The sequence below is a fragment of the Pseudomonas sp. UBA6310 genome (assembly GCF_002438225.1).
GTDB lineage: Bacteria > Pseudomonadota > Gammaproteobacteria > Pseudomonadales > Pseudomonadaceae > Pseudomonas_O > Pseudomonas_O kuykendallii.
Genome location: NZ_DJTK01000025.1, coordinates 1 through 20,378 on the forward strand (window position 1 = coordinate 1; position 20,378 = coordinate 20,378).

The window sequence follows — 20,378 nt, forward strand, 5'->3', positions numbered from 1 at the left end:
TCGCCGACAGCGGTTTCGAACGCACCGGCGGTAAAGTCGCTTGAAGCCCTCGATAGATGACAAAAGCCCGGCCCGTCCGGGCTTTGTTCATTTTCAGCCAGCGCTTTTCCGCGAATGCCCACGCCACACCCCGCCCGCACGCTCAGTGCACGACTGATCACCAGACATCGACGGGCGCAAAATCCTTTTGCTAGAGTGCGGCCACCTCCCCCGCTCGCCGTCGCCCCCGCATGCCACCACGCGCCGAACAAAAACTGCAGACCCGCCACGCCTTGCTGGCCGCCGCGCGCAGCCTGATGGACAGCGGGCGCGGCTTCGGCAGCCTGAGCCTGCGCGAAGTCGCACGCTGCGCCGGCATCGTCCCCACCGGCTTCTATCGCCACTTCGAGGGCATGGATCAGCTTGGCCTGGCGCTGGTCGAGGAAGTCGGCGAGACCTTTCGCGAAACCTTGCGCGTGGTGCGCCGCAACGAGTTCGAGCTGGGCGGGCTGGTCGAGGCCAGCACGCGGATTTTCCTCGACGCGGTGAGCGCCAACCGCGAGCAGTTCCTCTTCCTCGCCCGCGAGCAATACGGCGGTTCGCGCCCGGTGCGCCAGGCCATCTCCAGCCTGCGCCAGCGCATCACCGACGACCTCGCGGCCGACCTCAAGCTGATGAACCGCATGCCGCAGCTCGACGACGCGGCGCTGGACGTGATCTCCGATCTGGTGGTGAAAGCGGTGTTCGCCACCCTCCCCGAACTCATCGACCCGCCCTCCGAATCCCTGCCCGCGCACCTGAGCGCCGAAGCCAAGATCACCCAGCAGCTGCGCTTCATCTTCATCGGCGGCAAGCACTGGCTCGGGCTGAACGGCTCGCGGACCTGATCGCCCGGCGCCCCGGCGCTGCCCCGCTTTGGCATACTGGCCAGACGCCGCGCGCCTGAATGCACCATTACCGCGCACGAATTTCACCTGGGCACCAAAGCAAACCTGACCGAGGGTTCAAATTCGGGCAACCCCGCGCCGCAGCGCGCCATCCATGGGGCCGCACGCACTTGGCAAGTCCCTTGCTCGTACCTCCGCCACGCCAATCCCCGGAAGCCACCATGCTCGTGATTCACCGCCGCATCGAACCCCGCACCGAATGGGACGCCGAACTGGAAATGACCTTCGAGGCCCGCAGCAAGAGCCGCCTGCGCTGCTTCAGCAGCACCGGCGAAGACGTCGGCCTGTTCCTCGAACGCGGCCAGCCACCGCTCGCCGATGGCGAATGCCTGCAGGCCGAGGACGGCCGCATCGTCCGCGTCCGCGCCCGCGCCGAGCCACTGATGCACGTGACCTGCGCCAACGCCTTCGAACTGACCCGCGCCGCCTACCACCTGGGCAACCGCCATGTCGCCCTGCAACTGGGCGACGGCTGGCTGCGTCTGCCCGACGACTACGTGCTCAGGGACATGCTCGAACAGCTCGGCGCCCACGTCGAAGCCATCGAGGCGCCGTACCAGCCGGAGCACGGCGCCTACGGCGGCGGCCATCACCACTCGCACGCCGGCGAAGCCGAATTCAGTTACGCGCCGCGCCTGCACCAGTTCGGCAGCAAAGCGTGAATCCCGCCTGGGCCCTGTTGCGCCTGGCCAGCCCGCAGTTGCCGATCGGCGGCTACAGCTATTCCCAGGGCCTGGAAATGGCCGTCGAGCAGGCGCGCGTGAAGGACAGCGCCAGCGCGCGGCGCTGGATCGCCGACCAGTTGCTGCTCAACCTCGCGCGCTTCGAGGCGCCGCTGCTGCTGGCCCACTGCGTGGCCGCCGCCGAGGGTGACTGGGACGAACTCAAACGCCTCGCCGGCGAGCAGCGCGCCAGCCGGGAAACCCGCGAGCTGCGCCTGGAAAGCCGGCAGATGGGCTACTCGCTGCAGCAGTTGCTCGAAGGCCTGCCCGAGATGGATGAAGCGGCCCGCACGCTGCTCGGCGAACTCGACGAACCCGGCCTGGCGGTGACCTGGGCGCTGGCCGCCCGCTCCTGGAAGATCGACGCGCAGGACGCCCTCGCCGCATGGCTCTGGGGCTGGCTGGAAAACCAGCTGGCGGTACTGATGAAGACCCTGCCGCTCGGCCAGCAGGCCGCGCAGCGGCTGACCTCCGAGCTGCTGCCCAGCTTGCAGCAGGCGCAGCGCGAGGCCAGCGAACGGAGCGCGGACACCTGGGGCAGTGCCGCCTTCGGCCTGGCCCTGAGCAGCATGGCCCACGAACGCCAGTACAGCCGCCTGTTCCGCTCGTGAAGGCGCAACCAATCAGCCGCCGCGCGCCCGGTGTGCGCGGCACACAGATAGACATGGGAGAAACAACGATATGAACAGCCAACCCTTGCGTGTCGGCATCGGCGGTCCGGTCGGTTCCGGCAAGACCGCACTGACCCTGGCGCTGTGCCTGGCGCTGCGCGAACGCTACAACCTCGCTGTGGTGACCAACGACATCTACACCCAGGAGGACGCGCAGTTTCTGGTGCGCAACGAAGCCCTGGCGCCGGAGCGGATCATCGGCGTGGAAACCGGCGGTTGCCCGCACACGGCGATCCGCGAGGACGCCTCGATCAACCTGGAAGCCGTCGACCAGCTCAACCGGCGCTTCCCGGGCCTGGACCTGATCATCGTCGAGTCCGGCGGCGACAACCTCTCGGCGACCTTCAGTCCAGAGCTGTCCGACCTGACCATCTACGTGATCGACGTGTCTGCCGGCGACAAGCTGCCGCGCAAGGGCGGCCCGGGCATCTGCAAGTCCGACCTGCTGGTAATCAACAAGATCGACCTCGCCCCGCTGGTCGGCGCTTCGCTGGAGATGATGGACAGCGACACCCGCAAGATGCGCGGCGACAAGCCGTTCGTCTTCAGCAACCAGAAAGTCGGCCAGGGTCTGGACCAGATCATCGCCTTCATCGAACGCCACGGCATGCTCAGCGCCGCCTGAGCCCATCACCAGGAGACCTCCATGAAGCTTCGCCACTCGCTTTACGCCCTTGCCCTCGCCTTCACCCCGGCGCTGGCCTTCGCCCATCCGGGCCATGACGCTTCCGGACTGATGTCGGGCATCGCCCACCCGATCACCGGACTGGACCACCTGCTGGCGATGCTCGCCGTCGGCCTCTGGGCGGCGCAGCAGAAAGGCGCCGCGCGCTGGGCGCTGCCGGCGACCTTCGTCGGCACCATGCTGATCGGCGGGCTGTTCGGCTTCGAGGGTATGGAATTGCCGTTCATGGAACAGGGCATCGCCAGCTCGGTGCTCGCCCTCGGCCTGCTGGTCGCCGTCGCGGTACGTCCGCCGATGGCCGTGGCCGTAGGCCTGACCGCGCTGTTCGCCCTCGCCCACGGCGTCGCTCACGGCCTCGAGCTGCCGGAAATCGCCAGCCCCTGGAGCTATGCCGCCGGCTTCGTCGCCGCCACCGCCGCGCTGCATGCCATCGGCTATGCGCTGGTGCGCATCCTGCCGCAAGCCGCCGCGCCGCTGGTACGCCTCGCCGGCGCCGCCTCGGCCGTCACCGGCGCCTGGATGCTGGCCGGCTGATAACCGCAACACCGATGGCGCACCCTACGGCGTGCGCACCGCTCTCGTAGGGTGCGCCGCGCGCACCTATCACCCGCGCCGCGCCCGACCTTTCCACGCCCGCCCGAGCAACGGTGCGCATGGCGCACCCTACGGTGTGCACCGCTCTCGTAGGGTGTGCCGCGCGCACCAATCCCACCTGCTCCGCGCCCAACCTTTCGCCGCCCGCCCGAGCAACGGTGCGCATGGCGCACCCTACGGTGCACGCCGCTCTCGTAGGGTGCGCCGCGCGCACCAATCACCCGCTCCACGCAACGTCGCACCTGCCCTTTCGCCGGCCGCTTTGGCATAGTCGACCACTCCCGCCTCGCCCGATGGACCGACCATGCTGCGCTTCGCCCGCTTCCTGCTGATTCCCCTGCTGCTGCTCGCCGCCGTGCTGCTTGGCCTGCTGCTGACCAGCCATCCGGCCAGCCGCCCGCCGGTGCTCGTGGAACTCGGCGAGCAGCCGCTGGTGATCGCCCACCGCGGCGGCATGGGCCTGTGGCCGGAGAACACCCTGTTCGCCTTCGAGCGCGCCGATGCGCTGGGCGTGGACATGCTGGAACTGGACGTGCGCGCCAGCCGGGACGGCGAGCTGGTGGTGGTCCACGACGAGTCGCTGGAGCGCACCAGCAACGGCCGCGGACCGGTGGCGGCGCTGAGCCTGGCGCAGTTGCAGGCGCTCGATGCCGGCTACACCTGGACCGCCGACGGCGGCGAAACCTACCCGTACCGCGGCCAGGGCATCCGCATCCCGAGCCTGGCCGAAGTCTTCGCGCGGCTGCCGGAGCGGCCCAAGTCGATCGAGATCAAGAGCGCCGACGCCGGCGTGGAGGAGCGCCTGTGTGCGCTGCTGAAAAGTGCCGGCCAGCGCGAGAAGGTGATCGTCGCCAGTTTCCACGAGCGCAGCCTGCAACTGTTCCGCGAGCTCTGCCCCGGCGTCGCCACCGCCGCCGGGCCGACCTCGGTGCGTCTGCTGGCGGCGCTGAACTGGGTCGGCCTGGCCGGCGTGCTCTCGCCGTCCTACCAGGTGCTGCAGATTCCGCCGCGCAGCGGCGACGCCCAGCTCGCCTCCGCGCGGCTGTTCGCCAACGCGAAGGCGCGCGGCCTGGCGGTGCAGTTGTGGACGATCAACGAGCAGCCGGAAATGCGTCAGTTGCTGGACATGGGCGCCGACGGGCTGATCACCGACTACCCCGAGCGCGCCCTGCAACTGCTCGGCCGGCCGACGCGCATCGCCCCCAGGCCCTGATCAGCGCCCCAGCAGGCCCGGCAGTGCCTCGCCGATCAGGCTGCTGCCGGCGATCACCAGCAGGCTGAAGACGATCCAGCGAATCGCCCGCAGCGACAGCGGCGGCGGATAGCGCTTGACCAGCCAGCTGAGGACCAGCACCAGCGGCAAGGCCTCGGCGCTGAGCAGCAGCACGTTGAGGGTGAAATGCCCCTGCACCAGCACCAGGGCGATGCGCAGCAGCGCATTGGCGGCGAACACCGCGACCAGCGTGTTGCGGATGATTTCGTAGGGCAGCGGCTGGCGGTACAGGTGATAGACCACCGGCGGCCCGCCGCTGGCGAAGAGCCCGCCGAGCAGGCCGGTGAGCGCGCCGGCGACGTGGAACGACAGCGGCCCGGAGCGCTGCGCGCGCGGCCGGGTCTGCATCACCAGCATCAGGCTGCAGAGCAGGATCACCCCGCCCAGCAGCACCCGCAGCAGCGTCACCTGGCTGCCGCTGAGCCAGCCAAGCAGCAGGATGCCGATCACCACGCCGGGCAGGCTGGTGGCCAGCAGAGGACGCAGCACGCTCATGTCCATGCGTGTCTTCGAGCCGGCCAGGGTCACCGCCGCGTTGAACAACGTCAGCACGCTGACCGCGATGGACACCTCGTTCAGGGGCGCCAGGTGCAGCATCGCGACCAGGCCCAGCAGGATCAGCCCGAAGGCGAAACCGGTGAGGCTCTGGGCGAAGGTGGCCAGCGCCACGCAGATCAGAAAAGCCAGATGCAACCAGATGCTCATACCCTGTACTCAGGACCTTGGGGCGTGCGGTGCCACCGCGTTTTCAGGGTATCGCCGGCGTCAGCGCGCGTTCGCCTCACGCTCGCGCAACACGTCCGCCATCCTGCTGCCGAACAGCCGGCCCACGGCCTCGCTGTCGCCGCCGGCCTCGTCGAATGCTTCCACCACGGCCTCCAGCGTCGGCCGGGTCTGGGTCAGCAACGCGATCACATAATCCTGCGCGCTGACGCCGGTGTGCGCATGGTAGCGCCGAAGCAGCTCCAGCTGGTCATCGGACAGGTTCAATTCGAGTGTTTCGCTCATCGCATGCGCTCCGTGGGTGATGCCGATACGGCTCGGGTCTCCAGATTCGCATGGTCGGGAAAGAGCCAGGGCTGGGTCCAGAACCACAACTGGCCCGGCAATGGGGCCAGTTGCAGCCACTGGACGCACGATTGCGCGGCATCTGGTGCCAGAGCCGGCGCCGCCCGCTGCCTAGAATCGGCTATCCCCACTCGACCCGGACCCGCCCGATGACCGACCTGCACTTCGAACACGCCAGCCGCCTGGTTTCCTGTCGCGACCTGTTCGGCATCGACGCCGACCTGCAGGTGCCGGTGTTCCTCGAGCGCGATGCGCAGGTGCCGGACATCGACCCCGCCTACCGTTTCGATCAGGACGCCACCCTGGCGATCCTCGCCGGCTTCATGCGCAACCGCCGGGTGCTGCTGCAGGGCCTTCACGGCACAGGCAAGTCGACGCACATCGAACAGGTCGCCGCGCGGCTCAACTGGCCGTGCATGCGCGTCAACCTCGACGGTCACGTCAGCCGCCTGGACCTGATCGGCAAGGACGGCATCGTCCTGCGCGACGGCCAGCAGGTCACCGAATTCCAGGAAGGTATCCTGCCCTGGGCGCTGCGCCGGCCGATGGCGCTGATCTTCGATGAATACGATGCCGGCCGCCCGGACGTGATGTTCGTCATCCAGCGCGTGCTCGAACGCGACGGCAAGCTGACCCTGCTGGATCAGAACCAGGTGCTCACCCCGCACCCGTACTTCCGCCTGTTCGCCACTGCCAACACCATCGGCCTGGGCAACCTCAACGGCCTCTACCACGGCGCCCAGGTGCTCAACCAGGCCCAGCTGGACCGCTGGAACGTGGTCGCCCGTCTGGACTACCTGCCCGCCGAACAGGAAGTGGCGATCGTCTCGGGGCAGGCGCCGGGCACCGATCCGGCGCTGATCGGGCGCATGGTGGCGCTGGCCAACCTCACCCGCCAGGGCTTCGCCGCCGGCGACCTGTCCACGCTGATGTCGCCGCGCGCGGTGATCTCCTGGGCGGAGAATGTCGAGATCTTCGGCGACACGGCGCGCGCCTTCCGCCTGACCTTCCTCAACAAGTGCGACGACAGCGAGCGCGCGCTAGTGGCGGAGTACTACCAGCGCTGCTTCGACGTCGAACTGGCCGAATCCCACGCTCGGCAGCAATCCACATGACCGCGCAGCGCCTGGAGAAGCGCCAGCAACAGGTCGAGGAACTCTGCGCCGCGGTGCTCCGCGCACTGGCCGCGAGCCCGCGCCTGCGCTATCGCGGCAACCGCCTGGAACTGGCCGGACGGGTCTTCCCGATCCGTGCGCCACACCTGCACCCGGAGTTCGCCCGCGACAATTTCCGCTCCTTTCGCGGCGTCGCCGACAGCCTCGCCCTGCGCCTGCGCCACAGCGATCGGGCCCTGCACCGCAGCCGGATGCCGGCCTCGCCGATCGAGCGGCTGGTCTTCGACCTGCTCGAACAGTTGCGCTGCGAAGCGCTGGTGAGCGAGCAGCTACCGGGCGTGCGCCACAACCTGATGCACCGCTTCAGCCAGTGGGCGGAGCAGTTCATCGACTCCGGTCAGCTGGAAAACCACCTCGGTCTGATGCTCTTCACCCTCGCCCTGATGAGCTGGCGGCTGCTCTGCAACGGGCACACGCCGGAGCGCATTCAGGACCTGCTGGAAGCACCACGCATGGGCCTGCTCGGCCAGTTCGGCGCGGAGTTCGGCCTGCTGCGCAAGACCCGCCACGACCAGGCCGCCTTCGCCACCCACGCGCTGAACATCGCCTTCTGCATCGCTGCGCTGATCGATCAACTCGAACAGCAACTAGGCAGCGCCGACGAGCGCCGCGATACCGCCAGCGAGAAGAGCCTGGCGGCATTCGCCCTGCTGCTGGAAAACGACGGCGGCGAAGACGGCGACGGCGGCGGCATCGCGGGCGCCAGCGACCTTGCAGGCGCCCAGGACGGTTTCCGCTACCGGGTGTTCAGCCGCGACCACGATGTCGAGCAGGTCGTCGGCAAACGGGTACGCGCCGAACTGCTGCTGGAGCTGCGCCAACGCCTCGACCAGCGCATCCTCCGCCAGGGCCTGAACCTGCAACGGTTGGCGCGCCAGTTGTCCGCGCTGCTCGCCGCGCCACGCCTGCAGGGCTGGGAATTCGCCCAGGAGGAAGGCCGCCTCGATGGCGGTCGGCTGAGCCGCCTGGTGACCAACCCGAACCAGCGCGACCTGTTCCGCCGCGAACCGCTGCGTCCGCACAGCGAGTGCGTGGTGACCTTCCTGATCGACAACTCGGGCTCGATGCGCACGCACATCGAAAGCCTGGCGCTGCTGGTCGACTGCCTGTCCCGCGCGCTCGAACTGGCCGGCGCGAAAACCGAGATCCTCGGTTTCACCACCGGCCAGTGGAACGGCGGCCGCCCGTTCAAGCGCTGGCGCGGGCAGGGCTCACCGGCCGATCCGGGGCGTCTCAACGAGCTCTGCCACATGATCTACAAGGACGCCGACACGCCCTGGCGCCGCGCCCGTCCGGCGATCGCCGGGCTGCTCAAGTCCGACCTGTTCCGCGAGGGCGTCGACGGCGAGGCGCTGCTCTGGGCGCGCCAGCGGCTGCGCCAGCGCAACGAAGCGCGGCGCCTGCTGATCGTCATCAGCGACGGTTGCCCGATGGACAGCGCCACTCACCAGACCAACCGCGAGGACATCCTCGACCTGCACCTGCGCCAGGTGGCGCGGCAGATCGAGGACGAAGGGGAAATCGAGCTGTACGCGCTGGGCGTCGGCCTCGACCTGGGCACCTACTACCGCCACAGCCTGGAACTGGACCTGCAGCAGGGCGTCGAGAATGCGCTGTTCGGCGAGGTGCTCGGGCTGCTCGGCCGGGGTCGCGCGCGGCGTTGAGGCCGCGGCCGTCACCCGGGACGACCGCGCCGGTTCAGACGAAGAACTTGAGGATCACCAGGATCAGCGCGGCGAGGAACAGGGTTTCCGTCACCAGCAAGGTCGCCGGCCGCCAGCCCACCGCCAGCAGCGCCTTGATCGAGGTCTTCATGCCCAGCGCGGCGATCGCCGTGACCAGGCACCAGCTCGATACGCCGATGGCCATCTTCTGCGACCACTCCGGCATCACGCCGCTGCTGTTCAGGCCGACGAAGACCACGAAGAAGATGATGAACAGCGGCAGCGGCAATGCCGTCTTCGAGCCGCCCGCGTCCGCGCCGCCGCGGCGGCGCAGCAACAGCGAGAGGGAGAACACGATGGGCACCAGCATCGCCACCCGCAGCAGCTTGATCACCGTGGCGGTGTCGCCGGTCTCGTTGGACATGCTGTAGCCGGCACCGACCACCTGCGCCACGTCGTGGATGGTCGCGCCGAGGAACACCCCGGCCTGCTGGTCGTCCAGGCCGAGGCTCTTGGCCAGGATCGGGTAGACGATCATCGCCAGCGTGCTCAGCGCGGTCACGCTGATCACGGTGAAGATGGTGTTGCGCTCGGCATCCTTGTCCTGCGGCAGTACCGCCGAAATCGCCAACGCCGCTGAGGCGCCGCAGATGCCGACGCTGCCGCCGCTGAGCACGCCGAAATCGCGTCCCAGGCCGAGCAGCTTCGACAGCCCCACGCCGACCGCGATGGTCAGCAGCACCGCGCCGATCACCACCATCATAAGGGTGCCGCCCAGGGAGAAGATCTGTTCCACGGTGATGCGCATGCCCAGCAGCGCGACGCCGATGCGCAGGATGGTGCTGGAGGTGAACTTGATGCCCGCCACCGCGCGGCCTTCCTCGTGCAGGAAGCCCAGCGCCATGCCCAGCAGCAGGGCCATCAGCATCACCGGCGCGCCGTAGTGCTCGGACAGAAAGGTCGCGCCGGCAGCGACGACGACGGCCACCAGCAGGCCGGGCGAGACCTCCAGGAAACGCTCCCGGCGCCGGCTGAGCCAACTGTCGGTAGGCGGAAGGGCAGCCACTGAATTATTGTTGTTTTTGGAACTCATTATTCCGATTCCTTGCACTGCTTGGGCATAAATGCATAAGCGCATGCTAGAGAATCGAAACTGGCACCATTAGGACCACTATCACCACATAGGATGGGCCAGTTTTGAATGGCACCCGCGCGCCCTGGCAACTGGACCTACCGCGACGGCCACCCAGGCCTCCAGGCTGCCCCACCGACAACCCGTGAGAACCCGCGTGGCAATTCCCGTGCATCGACTCGCCCAAGCCACCGCCGTCGCGCTGCAGCGATGGCGAAATCCAAACCCGGAGTGCGCCACCGGCAACGACCCGCGCAGCAGCGATAACGGGCTGTTGCTGCTGTTCCACGGCAGCCTCGCGCACGCAGCGGATTACGCCTGGCAGAACGCCGGCCGCACGCTGGTCGACAAGACCTACCTGCGCATCCTGTTCAGCGGCGCGGCACTGGACTACCAGGGCCTGAGCGCCGACGAGCTGGCCGCGCGCCTGGACTCGTTCATCCGCGAACAATTGGTACCGCGCTGGGAGGCGCTGACGGAGAACGCCGAGGCGGAACCGCCCGAGCGCCTGGTCGAATCCCTGGAGGCCGGCCTGTTCGGTGAGCCAGGCAACGGCGAGGTCGGTAGCCAGATCCTCTTCTGGCTCTGCCCCCGCCTGCCGCTGCTGCCCAAAAGCCACGCCGGCCTGCGCGGCCTGGAACTGCTCGCCGACGGCCAGCTCGGCCTCGACGCCAGCGACTACCAGCACGCCTGCGCGGCGTTGCTGAAGGAAATGCCGGTGCTGCCGGCGCCGCGCCAGTTCGCCGGCAGCCCCGACGAACAGCGAAGGGTGCGCCAGCTGATCGAGAACAGCGACTGGTGGCGGCGGCGCGTGCTGGCGCAGTGGCTCGAGCAACTGGGCGGCGCGCCGGCCTGATTCGCGGACAGGCGAAATCGCGGTGCCGCTTGTGGCGGTACCGCTGTCGCTTCGCAAGGGAAATGACGTCAGTGGGAGAACAACGCGACGCTCGTGACGGCGTGTCGCCCGGCACGACTGCAGCGCAGCCATGCGGGGCGCGCATGGTAAACGCAGAAGCCTTTCAATTAGCTATCAGTGCCGCAGAAAAAACCTGTAACAGATATTCTATTGATGATTTTTTGACCCATTCTTGATGTTCCGAACGGCATTCTGGGATCGCGTCGTAAGCCTGCATGGCGGCCGCCGCAACCGCCGGCCCCGCCGCCCCTGTCGCTTTCGGAACTCGCCCCATGAACAAACTTCCGCAGATTACGCTCGCCTTCTGGATCATGAAGATCTGCGCCACCACGCTCGGTGAAACCGCTGGCGACCTGCTGTCGATGACCCTCGATGTCGGCTATGCCATGAGTTCGCTGATCCTGCTCAGCGCATTCCTCGTCACCCTGGTGGCTCAGCTCGCCTCCAAACGCTACAACCCGCCGCTGTACTGGGCGGTGATTCTCTCCACCAGCACCGCCGGCACGACGATGTCGGACTTCATGGACCGCACCCTCGGGCTCGGCTATGCCAGTGGCTCGGCGCTGCTGATCGGAATTCTCGCGGTGATCTTCGCGGTGTGGAAACTCAGCGGCAGCACGCTGGCGGTGGATCGTATCCGTGGTTTCAAGGGCGAGATGTTCTACTGGGTCGCGATCCTCTTCTCCAATACCCTGGGCACGGCGCTGGGCGACTACCTGGCGGACGACTCGGGCCTCGGCTTCGGCGGCGGCGCGCTGCTGATCGGCAGCCTGATCGCCGGCATCGCGGTGCTGCACTACCGCACGCGGATTTCCACCGTCCTGCTGTTCTGGGTGGCCTTCGTGCTGACCCGGCCGTTCGGCGCCACGCTGGGAGATTTCCTCACCAAGCCGCTGGAAAAAGGCGGGCTGGACTTCGGCACCGTCGGCGCCTCGGCCTTCCTCGGCGCGATACTGGTGGGCCTGGTGATCGTCGCCACCCAGGTGCAGCGCAAGCGCCTGCGCGCGGAGCCGCTACCGGCGCTGTGACCGATGCGCCCTGGCGGAAAATCGCTCCGCCAGGGCCCGCCCGGATGAGCAAATCCGCCCCGGTTCCGGTCTGCTGAACATGTTCCCCGGACCGGACCGCCCGCATGCGCCACCGTCACGCGTCACTCGCCCCCGTTCGCCTGCCCCTCCTCCTGCTGCTGTTGGCGAGTCTCGCCGCCTGCAGCAGCCTGGCCCCGCGCGATCCGCTGCGCATCGACCTCGCCGGGATCGAGCCGCTGCCCGGCCAGGGCCTGGAAATGCGCTTCGCCGTGCAGTTGCGCGTGCAGAACCCCAACGACGACGCCCTCGACTACGACGGCGTGGCGCTGGACCTGGAAGTGAACGGCCAGCCGCTGGCCAGCGGCGTCAGCGACCGGCGCGGCGAAATCCCGCGTTTCGGCGAGGCGCTGGTCAGCGTGCCGGTGACGATCTCGGCGTTCTCGGTGATGCGCCAGACCTGGGGCCTGGGCCTCTACCAGCCCGGCCAGGGGCTGCCCTATCGGCTCAAGGGCAAGTTCGCCAGCGGGCTGTTCGGCACCCAGCGTTTCAGCGACAGCGGCACCCTCACCTGGCCCGAGCCGCCGACCTCGCCCTGACGACGATCAGCGCGGTTCGCTCTCCCGCCAGGCGGGCAAGATTCCCTACCAGGACCTGCCGCAGACGGCCTGCCAGGCACCGCCCTGCCGGACTGGTTGAGCGCGATGCTCGCCGATTCCGACGCCGGCGCCAGCCGCGGCGCGCTGTTCGACGACGGCCGCCAGCTTGACCGACTGATCGGCCGGCCGACGCTGACGTTGGCGGACGCGGTGGCGCGCCAGTTGCGCGGCTGACTCAGGCGGCGAAACCGCCGTCGATGGTCAGGCTGGCACCGGTGATGTAGCCGGCTTCGGGCCCCGCGAGGTAGGCGACGAAGCTGGCGATTTCCTCGGCGCGGCCATAGCGCGGCAGCGCCATCAGGCCTTTCAGGGTGTCCGCGAAGTCACCGTCATCGGGGTTCATGTCGGTGTCCACCGGGCCCGGCTGGACGTTGTTGATGGTGATTCCGCGCGGGCCGAGGTCGCGCGCCAGGCCACGGGTCAGGCCGACCAGCGCGGCCTTGCTCATGGCGTACACGGCACCGCCGGTGAACGGCATGCGCTCGGCGTTGGTGCTGCCGATGCTGATGATGCGGCCGCCCTCGCCCATGTGCCGCGCGGCTTCCTGGGTGGCGACGAAGACGCTGCGCACGTTGATCGCCACGGTGCGATCGAAGTCCTCCAGGCTCAGTTCGTCCAGTTGTCCCAGCGCCAGTACGCCGGCGTTGTTGACCAGGATGTCGAGTCCGCCAAAGGCCTTCACGGTGGCGGCAACCGCCGCGCGCACCGCCTGCTCGTCGGCGCTGTCGGCGCGAATCGCCAGGGCCTTGCCGCCTTTCGCCTGGATCGCCGCGGCCAGTTCCTCGGCTTTCTGCGCCGAGCTGACGTAGGTGAAGGCGACTGCCGCGCCTTCCGCGGCCAGGCGCTCGACGATGGCGGCGCCGATGCCGCGCGAACCGCCCTGGACCAGGGCAATCTTGCCGCCAAGGGTGTTGCTATCGGATGTGCTCATGGGTGTCTCCTGGGTGTTCGGTGAAAGAGAGGTCCAGTATCTACCGCTCAATCGATACCGATTAGCCGGCAATCCCTATACGCTGAATGAACCAACGGTTTACGCAGATGCCCATGGAAACCCTCAACGCCATCGATTGCTTCGTCCACAGCGCGGAGGCCGGCAGCTTCGCCGAGGCGGCGCGGCGCCTTGGATTGACGCCTGCCGCGGTGGGCAAGAACGTCGCCCGGCTGGAGGCGAGCATGGGCGTGCGGCTGTTCCAGCGCAGCACGCCGGCTGAGCCTGACCGAAGACGGCGAGCGCTTCCTCGGCGAAGTCCGCGAGGGCCTGGCCAGCATCAAGAGCGCGGTGGCCAACCTCGGCAACAGCGCCGGGCAACCCTCCGGCACGCTGAAGGTCAGCATGGGGCTGGCGTTCGCCATCGACTACATGGTGCCGCTGCTGGGCGAGTTCCTCGCCCTCTACCCGGCCATCGAACCGGACTGGCATTTCGACAATCGCCAGGTCGACCTCATCGGCCAGGGCTTCGACGCCGCCATCGGCGGCGGCTTCGAGCTACCGCCCGGCGTGATCGCCCGCGAGCTCGCCCCGGCCCATCGCGCGCTGGTGGCCGCCCCTGACTACTTCGCCGACGGCGCCGAGCCGCGGCATCCGCAGGATCTGGCGGCGCTTGACGGCATCCTGATCCGCTCGCCACAGACCGGGCGCATCCGCACCTGGCCGCTGCGCACCCGCGACAACCAACAGGCGCCAGTCACGCTGAAGCCGCGCATGACCCTGAGCGATCCCGGCGCCGCGTGCCTGGCCGCCAGCCTGGGCTACGGGGTGGCGCTGGTCAGCCTGCCGCACGCGGCGGCGTACCTGAACGACGGCCGCCTGCGCCGCGTGCTGCCGGAGTGGTATGTGGACGGCGGAGCGCTGAGCCTCTACTTCCCCGCGCAGCGCATCCTGCCGGCCAAGACCCGCGCGTTCGTCGACTTCGTAGTCGAGCACTTCCGCCGCGCAGGCCTCGCGGGGCAGCTGTCCGCCGTCTAGCCTCGGCCTTCTACGACTTTTGGCGATAGCCGAACGGTCGACGCGAGCGCCCGAGTGGGGTAGTTTCGGGCCTGCCCGACAATTACAAGAATCCTGGAGGCACCATGTACTTGCGCAAACGTGCAGGGCTACTCGCTGTCGCGACCGCCCTGACCCTCAGCACCACGGCTTTCGCCGCATCCGACTTCATCAACATCCTCACCGGCGGCACCAGCGGCGTTTACTACCCCGTCGGAGTCGGCCTGTCGCAGATCTACAGCCAGCACATCGACGGCGCGAAAACCTCCGTCCAGGCGACCAAGGCCTCGGTGGAGAACCTCACCCTGCTCGAAGCCAAACGCGGCGAACTGGCCTTCGCCCTTGGCGACTCGGTGTCGGACGCCTGGAACGGCGTCGAGGATGCCGGCTTCAAGAAACCCTTGAAGAACCTGCGCGCCATCGCCGGAACGTACTCCAACTACATCCAGATCGTTGCCAGCGCGGATTCCGGGATCAAGACCCTGGCTGACCTGAAGGGCAAGCGCATCTCGGTCGGCGCGCCGAAATCCGGCACCGAGCTGAACGCGCGGGCGATCTTCAAGGCTGCGGGACTGACCTACGGGGACATGGGGAAGGTCGAGTACCTTCCGTTCGCCGAATCCGTCGAGCTGATCAAGAACCGCCAGCTCGACGCCACCCTGCAGTCGTCCGGCCTGGGCATGGCGGCGATCCGCGATCTCGCCTCGACCATGAAGATCGCCTTCGTGCCGATCCCCACGGAGGTGGTGGAGAAGATCGGCAACGCCGCCTACATTCCCAGCACCATTCCGTCCGGCACCTATGACGGCCAGGATGCCGCCGTTCCCACCGTAGCCATCGTCAACATCCTCGTCACGCACAAGGGCGTCAGCGACGAACTGGCGTACCAGATGACCAAGCAGATGTTCGAGAACCTGCCCCGGCTGGCCACTTCCCACTCCGCGGCAAAGGACATTTCCCTGGAGAACGCCACGAAGAACCTGCCGATCCCGCTGCATCCGGGCGCCGAGCGCTACTACAAGGAGAAGGGACTGCAGTTCTAGTCTGCCCTTGTCCCGCCATCGCGGGCGGCCCTGATCGGGGTCGCCCGCCAGCTGTTTCGGAGTGAAATCATGAGCGAGACCTCGCACGGCCTGGCAGCGGACGCTGAGCATTGGCCCAAGACGCTGTTCGCCGTCGCCCTGCTGTTTTCCACCTTCCAGGTCCTTACCGCCGCCTTTCCGCTGGTATCCACGCAGGTATTGCGCGCCACCCACGTTGGCTTTCTGCTGCTGATGGTCTTCCTCAGCTACCCGCTGCGCGGTCATGCACGCCCCTGGCAGCCGCTGGCCTGGCTGCTCGGCCTAGCCGGCATGGCGACGGCGTTCTACCAATGGTATTTCGAGGCCGACCTGATCCAGCGCTCGGGCGATCTGACCCACGCGGACATGGCCATTGGCATCCTGCTCACGGTGCTGGTATTCGAAGCGGCACGCCGCGTGATGGGCATCGCCCTGCCGCTGATTTGCGCCATCTTTCTTGCCTACGGCCTGCTGGGTGAATACCTGCCCGGCGACCTGGCGCATCGTGGCTACGGCTTCGACCAGATCGTCAACCAGCTGGCCTTCGGCACCGAAGGCTTCTACGGCACGCCGGTGTACGTATCGGCGACCTACATCTTCCTGTTCATTCTGTTCGGCGCCTTCCTCGAGCAGGCCGGGATGATCAAGCTGTTCACCGATTTCGCGATGGGCCTGTTCGGCCACAAGCTTGGCGGACCGGCCAAGGTCTCGGTGGTGTCCTCGGCACTGATGGGCACCATCACCGGCTCCGGCGTGGCCAACGTGGTCACCACCGGGCAGTTCACCATCCCGCTGATGAAACGCTTCGGCTATCGCCCGGCATTTGCCGGCGCGGTGGAGGCGACCGCCAGCATGGGCAGCCAGCTGATGCCGCCGGTGATGGGCGCAGTGGCCTTCATCATGGCCGAGACCATCAACGTGCCCTACGTCGAAGTGGCCAAGGCCGCTCTGATACCGGCGCTGCTGTACTTCGGTGCGGTGTTCTGGATGGTCCATCTGGAAGCCCGCCGGGCCAACCTCAAGGGCCTGCCGAAAGACCAGTGCCCAAGCGCCTGGGCCGCGGTGAAGGAACGCTGGTACCTGCTGATTCCGCTGCTGGTCCTGATCTACCTGCTGTTCTCCGGACGCACGCCGATGTTCTCCGGAACCATCGGCCTGGCGCTGACCGCCATCGTCATCCTCGGCTCCGCGATCATCCTGAGGGTGTCCTCAACGGCCTTGCGCCTGATCTTCTGGATCATCCTTGGGGTGCTCTGCGCCGGATTCTTCCAGCTCGGCATCGGCGTGGTGTTCGGCGTAATCGGCCTGCTGGTGGTGGCCTGCTGGTTCGTCAAGGGTGGCCGCGAGACCCTGCGCGCCTGCGTGCGGGCGCTCGCCGAAGGTGCCCGCCACTCGGTGGCCGTGGGCATTGCCTGCACGTTGGTCGGGGTGATCATCGGCGTGGTCTCGCTGACCGGCATCGCTACCACCTTCGCCGGTTATATCCTGGCCATCGGGCAGAACAACCTGTTCCTTTCGCTGGTGCTGACGATGATCACCTGCCTCATCCTCGGCATGGGCATCCCGACCATCCCCAACTACATCATCACCAGCGCCATCGCCGCGCCGGCGTTGCTCGACCTTGGGGTACCGCTGATCGTCTCGCACATGTTCGTCTTCTATTTCGGCCTGATGGCCGACCTTACGCCTCCAGTGGCCCTGGCCTGCTTCGCCGCCGCGCCAATCGCCAAGGAGAGCGGCTTCAAGATCAGCCTGTGGGCGATCCGCATCGCCGCTGCCGGCTTCGCCGTGCCGTTCATGGCGGTCTACGACCCGGCCCTTATGATGCAGGGCGACAGCCTGCTGGACACCCTGTACATGCTGGTCAAAAGCGCGTTCGCCGTGGCCCTCTGGGGCGCCGCGGTGGTCGGTTTCCTGCAGGTGCGGCTGCCTGCCTGGGAGCGACTGCTGGCATTCGCAGCCGGTGTCGCGCTGCTGCTGGCAGCACCGATCAGCGACGTCGTCGGCTTCGCCCTCGGCATCGCCCTGGTCGCCCAGCATCTCTGGCGTGCGCGCAGGACGCCGCTGCCGGTTGCGCCTTGATCGGTCTGTGCATCGGTCTGGCCGGGGCGGTGTGGGCGCAGGAGCCAACAGCCGACTTCACCCTGGCCTGGCGTCACACCATCGAGAAGATTCGCTGGGAGGAGGACTACCACCTCGACGCCGAGGGCCTTCACCTCGGCGAGGCGCGGGTTCGCGGAAGCGGTGCGGGCATGGAGATTCCCGACGGTGCGGTGCTCCGGAATGGCAGTTGGCACTACCGGCGCGACCTGCCGGCGCTGCAGCCCCTTCGCCTGGGCCGCACGCCGGAGGCCGGCGACTTCGAACTGTGCGTGGCCGGGGCCTGCCGGCCCCTCTCCCACTGGATCGGCCCGCCCAGGCTCAACCAGCCTGCCGTGGAGTTGTGGAGCTGTACCATGAGGGCGGAAGCCCGCGGCGACCGGCTCCAACCCTGAGCCCAAATGAGACTCTTCGCCCACACTGGAAGTACTGCCCGGCCTCGAGGGCACGTCCCGCCCGCCGATCTGCCCGGAACACACCGGCGTTCGCCTGAGCCCGACGGATCGAGGCTGCGCGGCCCGTAAAAAACCCTATACAATCCGCGGCCTTTTCGCTTTCCCACCGAGGAGTCTCCCGTGAGCACCCTGCCAGCCTGCCCCCAGTGCAATTCCGAATACACCTATGAAGACGGCGCCATGCTGGTGTGCCCGGAGTGCGCCCACGAATGGTCGGCCAGTGCCGAAGCCGCACCCGGCGAAGACGCGAAGGTGATCAAGGACTCGGTCGGCAACGTGCTGCAGGACGGCGACACCGTCAGCGTGATCAAGGACCTCAAGGTCAAGGGCTCCTCGCTGGTGGTCAAGGTCGGCACCAAGGTCAAGGGCATCCGCCTGGTCGACGGCGACCACGACATCGACTGCAAGATCGACGGCATCGGCGCGATGAAGCTCAAGTCGGAATTCGTCCGCAAGGTCTGATGCGGATCGCGCACAAAAAAGCCCGGCCGATGCCGGGCTTTTTTTGCGCTGACCCTCAGGGCGTCAGTTGATGGACGTAGGCGGCGACGCCTTCGATGTCATCCGGCGTGAGGCCGGCGGCCACCGAGTACATCACCGACAATGCCCGGCGCGGGTCCTTGTCGTGGTAGCGGGTCAGCGCCAGGCGCACGTATTCCGCCGACTGCCCGGCCAGCCGCGGGGCCTTTTCCTGGCCTTCGCCACGGGGGCCGTGACAGGCATGGCAGACGCTGTCGAACAGCGCCTTGCCGTGCTCGCGCTGCGCCGCGTCGCCAACCGCCGGCAACGGCACGACCTTCTGCTGGCTGAAGTAGATGGCGATGTCGACGCGCTCCTCCAGGCTCAGCGATTTCGCCAGGCTCGACATGACGTAGTTGTTGCGCTCGCCGTCGGCGAACTTCTCGAACGAGCGGAACAGGTACAGCGGATTCTGCGCCGCCAGGTTGGGGATGTAGTCGCGCTTGCTGTTGCCATCCTTGCCGTGGCAATGCCCGCACAGGACGATGCGCTCCTGGCCGGCCTCGTAGGCCTTCTGGCGCAGCGTGGCGTCGCCCATCAGGTAGTTGAAGCGCGCCATCGCTTCTTCGTCGCCGGCGTGCGCGCCGAAGGCCAGCAGGCCGATCAGCAGGAGAAACGGAATACGCATCGAGAGTCGTCCTTTACCGCGAGCCGATAGCCCGCGTCGCCGCCGACTATGCCGCGCGGCACCGCGACACTGGCGGACGCACGTCAAGGAAAGCGTCGATGCGAAACGCGCGAGACGCACGCCGCGCCGGCCTGCCCCGCGCAGCGAGGCGGAATTCCGGGTATCGGAATCTGTTCACGATCCGGCGACAACGCCTGGCAAGGCGAGAACGCCCGATAAGGCAGCGTTTCCGCGTTGTGAAATGAGAGGGCGCCCGATCCCGGACAGCTTCTCAGTGCACCCTGAAGCGCTGCACCAGCGCGATCAGCCGCTGGTTGGAGCTCATCAGCCCTTCGGTGCTGCGGTCGACGCTGACGCCGCTGCCGACCAGTTCCTCGACCAGCTCGCGCACCGCCACCATGTTCCTGTTGATCTCTTCGGAAACAGCGCTCTGCTCCTCGGCGGCGGTGGCGATCTGCGTGCTGAGGTCGGTGATGTGCACCACCGAGGTGACCATCTCGTCGAGACCCTGGGTGACCCGCGCGGTGTTGTCGGCCGTCGCCTGGCAGCTGGACTTGGTCTTCTCCATGGCGCTGACCGCGGAACTGACGCCTTGCTGCAGGCGCGTGAGCATGTCGTTGATCTCCGAGGTGCTCTGCTGGGTGCGCCCGGCCAGCGCGCGGACCTCGTCGGCGACCACGGCGAAACCGCGGCCCTGCTCGCCAGCACGGGCCGCCTCGATGGCCGCGTTGAGGGCCAGCAGGTTGGTCTGCCCGGCGATCTCGCCAATCACCCCGAGCACGGTGTTGATGCGCTGCGCATCGTCCTGCATCGCCTGCACCTTGATGGTGGCGGCGTCCACCTCGTCGACCAGCGCGCGCACGCTGGCCGCCGCGTCTTCCACCACCTCGCGGGTGCTCTGCGCGTTCATGTTGGCGCGCTGGGTGAAACTGGCGGTTTCCGTGGCGCTCTGCGCCACCGAGTCGGCGGTGGAGCTCATCTCGGTGATCGCCGTCACCGCCTGATCGGTCTCCGACGCGTGCCGCGACAGCGCCAGGTTGGTCTGCTGCGACAGCTGCTTGAGGTGGCCGATCTCGCTGGCGATCTGGGTCGTCGCCTTGCTCACGTCGACCATCATGTTC

The 20,378-nt window shown here is 67.7% G+C and carries 22 protein-coding genes and 1 pseudogene; 17 read left to right on the top strand and 6 right to left on the bottom strand.

Features of this window, described 5'->3' with window-relative positions:
* Positions 1–230: 230 nt before the first annotated feature.
* The 6 genes from B3E91_RS05540 to B3E91_RS05565 all read left to right on the top strand — a co-directional run bounded on the left by B3E91_RS05540 (position 231) and on the right by B3E91_RS05565 (position 4,811).
* Entirely contained in the window at positions 231–866 is a 636-nt protein-coding gene (locus tag B3E91_RS05540; protein WP_273230474.1) for a TetR family transcriptional regulator, read from the top strand.
* A gap of 221 nt (positions 867–1,087) precedes the next feature.
* Entirely contained in the window at positions 1,088–1,588 is a 501-nt protein-coding gene (gene ureE, locus B3E91_RS05545) for an urease accessory protein UreE (protein ID WP_273230472.1), read from the top strand.
* Positions 1,585–2,259, top strand: a complete 675-nt coding sequence (locus tag B3E91_RS05550) for an urease accessory protein UreF (RefSeq protein WP_286786238.1) — start codon at positions 1,585–1,587, stop codon at positions 2,257–2,259. The genes ureE and B3E91_RS05550 overlap by 4 nt, the downstream gene beginning before the upstream one ends.
* A gap of 70 nt (positions 2,260–2,329) precedes the next feature.
* Positions 2,330–2,944, top strand: a complete 615-nt coding sequence (ureG, locus tag B3E91_RS05555; protein WP_090225466.1) for an urease accessory protein UreG — start codon at positions 2,330–2,332, stop codon at positions 2,942–2,944.
* Between the two features lie 21 nt (positions 2,945–2,965).
* Positions 2,966–3,538 (top strand): HupE/UreJ family protein, encoded by a 573-nt coding sequence (locus tag B3E91_RS05560; protein ID WP_287028648.1) that lies wholly within the window; start codon positions 2,966–2,968, stop codon positions 3,536–3,538.
* A gap of 364 nt (positions 3,539–3,902) precedes the next feature.
* Positions 3,903–4,811: a glycerophosphodiester phosphodiesterase gene (locus tag B3E91_RS05565; RefSeq protein ID WP_287028649.1), complete on the top strand. Its 909-nt coding sequence runs from the start codon at positions 3,903–3,905 to the stop codon at positions 4,809–4,811.
* Here B3E91_RS05565 and B3E91_RS05570 read toward each other — a convergent pair whose 3' ends face one another.
* Positions 4,812–5,576, bottom strand: a complete 765-nt coding sequence (locus B3E91_RS05570) for a TSUP family transporter (RefSeq protein WP_287028650.1) — start codon at positions 5,574–5,576, stop codon at positions 4,812–4,814.
* A 60-nt stretch (positions 5,577–5,636) separates the two neighbouring features.
* Complete coding sequence (locus B3E91_RS05575; protein ID WP_287028651.1) at positions 5,637–5,879, bottom strand: hypothetical protein; 243 nt, start codon at positions 5,877–5,879, stop codon at positions 5,637–5,639.
* A 209-nt stretch (positions 5,880–6,088) separates the two neighbouring features.
* Between B3E91_RS05575 and B3E91_RS05580 the strand changes: the two genes are divergently transcribed.
* On the top strand, positions 6,089–7,054 hold the full coding sequence (locus B3E91_RS05580) for an AAA family ATPase (protein ID WP_287028652.1): 966 nt from the start codon (positions 6,089–6,091) through the stop codon (positions 7,052–7,054).
* A complete protein-coding gene (locus tag B3E91_RS05585) occupies positions 7,051–8,778 on the top strand; it encodes a cobaltochelatase CobT-related protein (protein WP_287028653.1) in 1,728 nt (575 codons plus the stop codon). The genes B3E91_RS05580 and B3E91_RS05585 overlap by 4 nt, the downstream gene beginning before the upstream one ends.
* A 34-nt stretch (positions 8,779–8,812) precedes the next feature.
* On the opposite strand, the gene B3E91_RS05590 is transcribed toward B3E91_RS05585, so the two are convergent.
* Complete coding sequence (locus tag B3E91_RS05590) at positions 8,813–9,871, bottom strand: YeiH family protein (protein ID WP_273230458.1); 1,059 nt, start codon at positions 9,869–9,871, stop codon at positions 8,813–8,815.
* 208 nt (positions 9,872–10,079) lie between these two features.
* Between B3E91_RS05590 and B3E91_RS05595 the strand changes: the two genes are divergently transcribed.
* From B3E91_RS05595 to B3E91_RS05610, 4 genes are all read left to right on the top strand, one after another.
* Positions 10,080–10,766: a hypothetical protein gene (locus B3E91_RS05595; RefSeq protein WP_287028654.1), complete on the top strand. Its 687-nt coding sequence runs from the start codon at positions 10,080–10,082 to the stop codon at positions 10,764–10,766.
* A gap of 332 nt (positions 10,767–11,098) precedes the next feature.
* Positions 11,099–11,854 (top strand): hypothetical protein, encoded by a 756-nt coding sequence (locus B3E91_RS05600; RefSeq protein WP_287028655.1) that lies wholly within the window; start codon positions 11,099–11,101, stop codon positions 11,852–11,854.
* 104 nt (positions 11,855–11,958) lie between these two features.
* Positions 11,959–12,450 carry an LEA type 2 family protein gene (locus tag B3E91_RS05605; RefSeq protein ID WP_287028656.1) on the top strand — a complete coding sequence of 164 codons (492 nt, stop codon included), beginning with the start codon at positions 11,959–11,961 and terminating at the stop codon, positions 12,448–12,450.
* Between the two features lie 105 nt (positions 12,451–12,555).
* Positions 12,556–12,684 carry a hypothetical protein gene (locus B3E91_RS05610; protein ID WP_287028657.1) on the top strand — a complete coding sequence of 43 codons (129 nt, stop codon included), beginning with the start codon at positions 12,556–12,558 and terminating at the stop codon, positions 12,682–12,684.
* A 1-nt stretch (position 12,685) separates the two neighbouring features.
* Here B3E91_RS05610 and B3E91_RS05615 read toward each other — a convergent pair whose 3' ends face one another.
* Complete coding sequence (locus B3E91_RS05615; protein ID WP_282343889.1) at positions 12,686–13,441, bottom strand: 3-oxoacyl-ACP reductase family protein; 756 nt, start codon at positions 13,439–13,441, stop codon at positions 12,686–12,688.
* 113 nt (positions 13,442–13,554) lie between these two features.
* Between B3E91_RS05615 and B3E91_RS05620 the strand changes: the two are divergent.
* From B3E91_RS05620 to B3E91_RS05640, 5 genes and pseudogenes are all read left to right on the top strand, one after another.
* A pseudogene (locus B3E91_RS05620) lies at positions 13,555–14,476 on the top strand (LysR substrate-binding domain-containing protein).
* A 104-nt stretch (positions 14,477–14,580) separates the two neighbouring features.
* Entirely contained in the window at positions 14,581–15,537 is a 957-nt protein-coding gene (locus B3E91_RS05625) for a TAXI family TRAP transporter solute-binding subunit (protein ID WP_273230446.1), read from the top strand.
* A gap of 69 nt (positions 15,538–15,606) precedes the next feature.
* Complete coding sequence (locus B3E91_RS05630) at positions 15,607–17,637, top strand: TRAP transporter permease (protein WP_287028658.1); 2,031 nt, start codon at positions 15,607–15,609, stop codon at positions 17,635–17,637.
* Complete coding sequence (locus B3E91_RS05635; protein ID WP_287028659.1) at positions 17,634–18,050, top strand: DUF1850 domain-containing protein; 417 nt, start codon at positions 17,634–17,636, stop codon at positions 18,048–18,050. Before B3E91_RS05630 ends, B3E91_RS05635 begins: the two co-directional genes overlap by 4 nt.
* Before the next feature lie 180 nt (positions 18,051–18,230).
* Positions 18,231–18,572, top strand: a complete 342-nt coding sequence (locus B3E91_RS05640; RefSeq protein ID WP_090225443.1) for a zinc ribbon domain-containing protein YjdM — start codon at positions 18,231–18,233, stop codon at positions 18,570–18,572.
* 55 nt (positions 18,573–18,627) lie between these two features.
* Here the strand turns inward: B3E91_RS05640 and B3E91_RS05645 are convergent, their stop codons facing one another.
* Both B3E91_RS05645 and B3E91_RS22205 read right to left on the bottom strand, forming a co-directional pair.
* Positions 18,628–19,257: a c-type cytochrome gene (locus tag B3E91_RS05645; protein ID WP_287028660.1), complete on the bottom strand. Its 630-nt coding sequence runs from the start codon at positions 19,255–19,257 to the stop codon at positions 18,628–18,630.
* Positions 19,258–19,528: 271 nt separating this feature from the next.
* Positions 19,529–20,374: a methyl-accepting chemotaxis protein gene (locus B3E91_RS22205; RefSeq protein WP_414708200.1), complete on the bottom strand. Its 846-nt coding sequence runs from the start codon at positions 20,372–20,374 to the stop codon at positions 19,529–19,531.
* Positions 20,375–20,378: the final 4 nt, after the last annotated feature.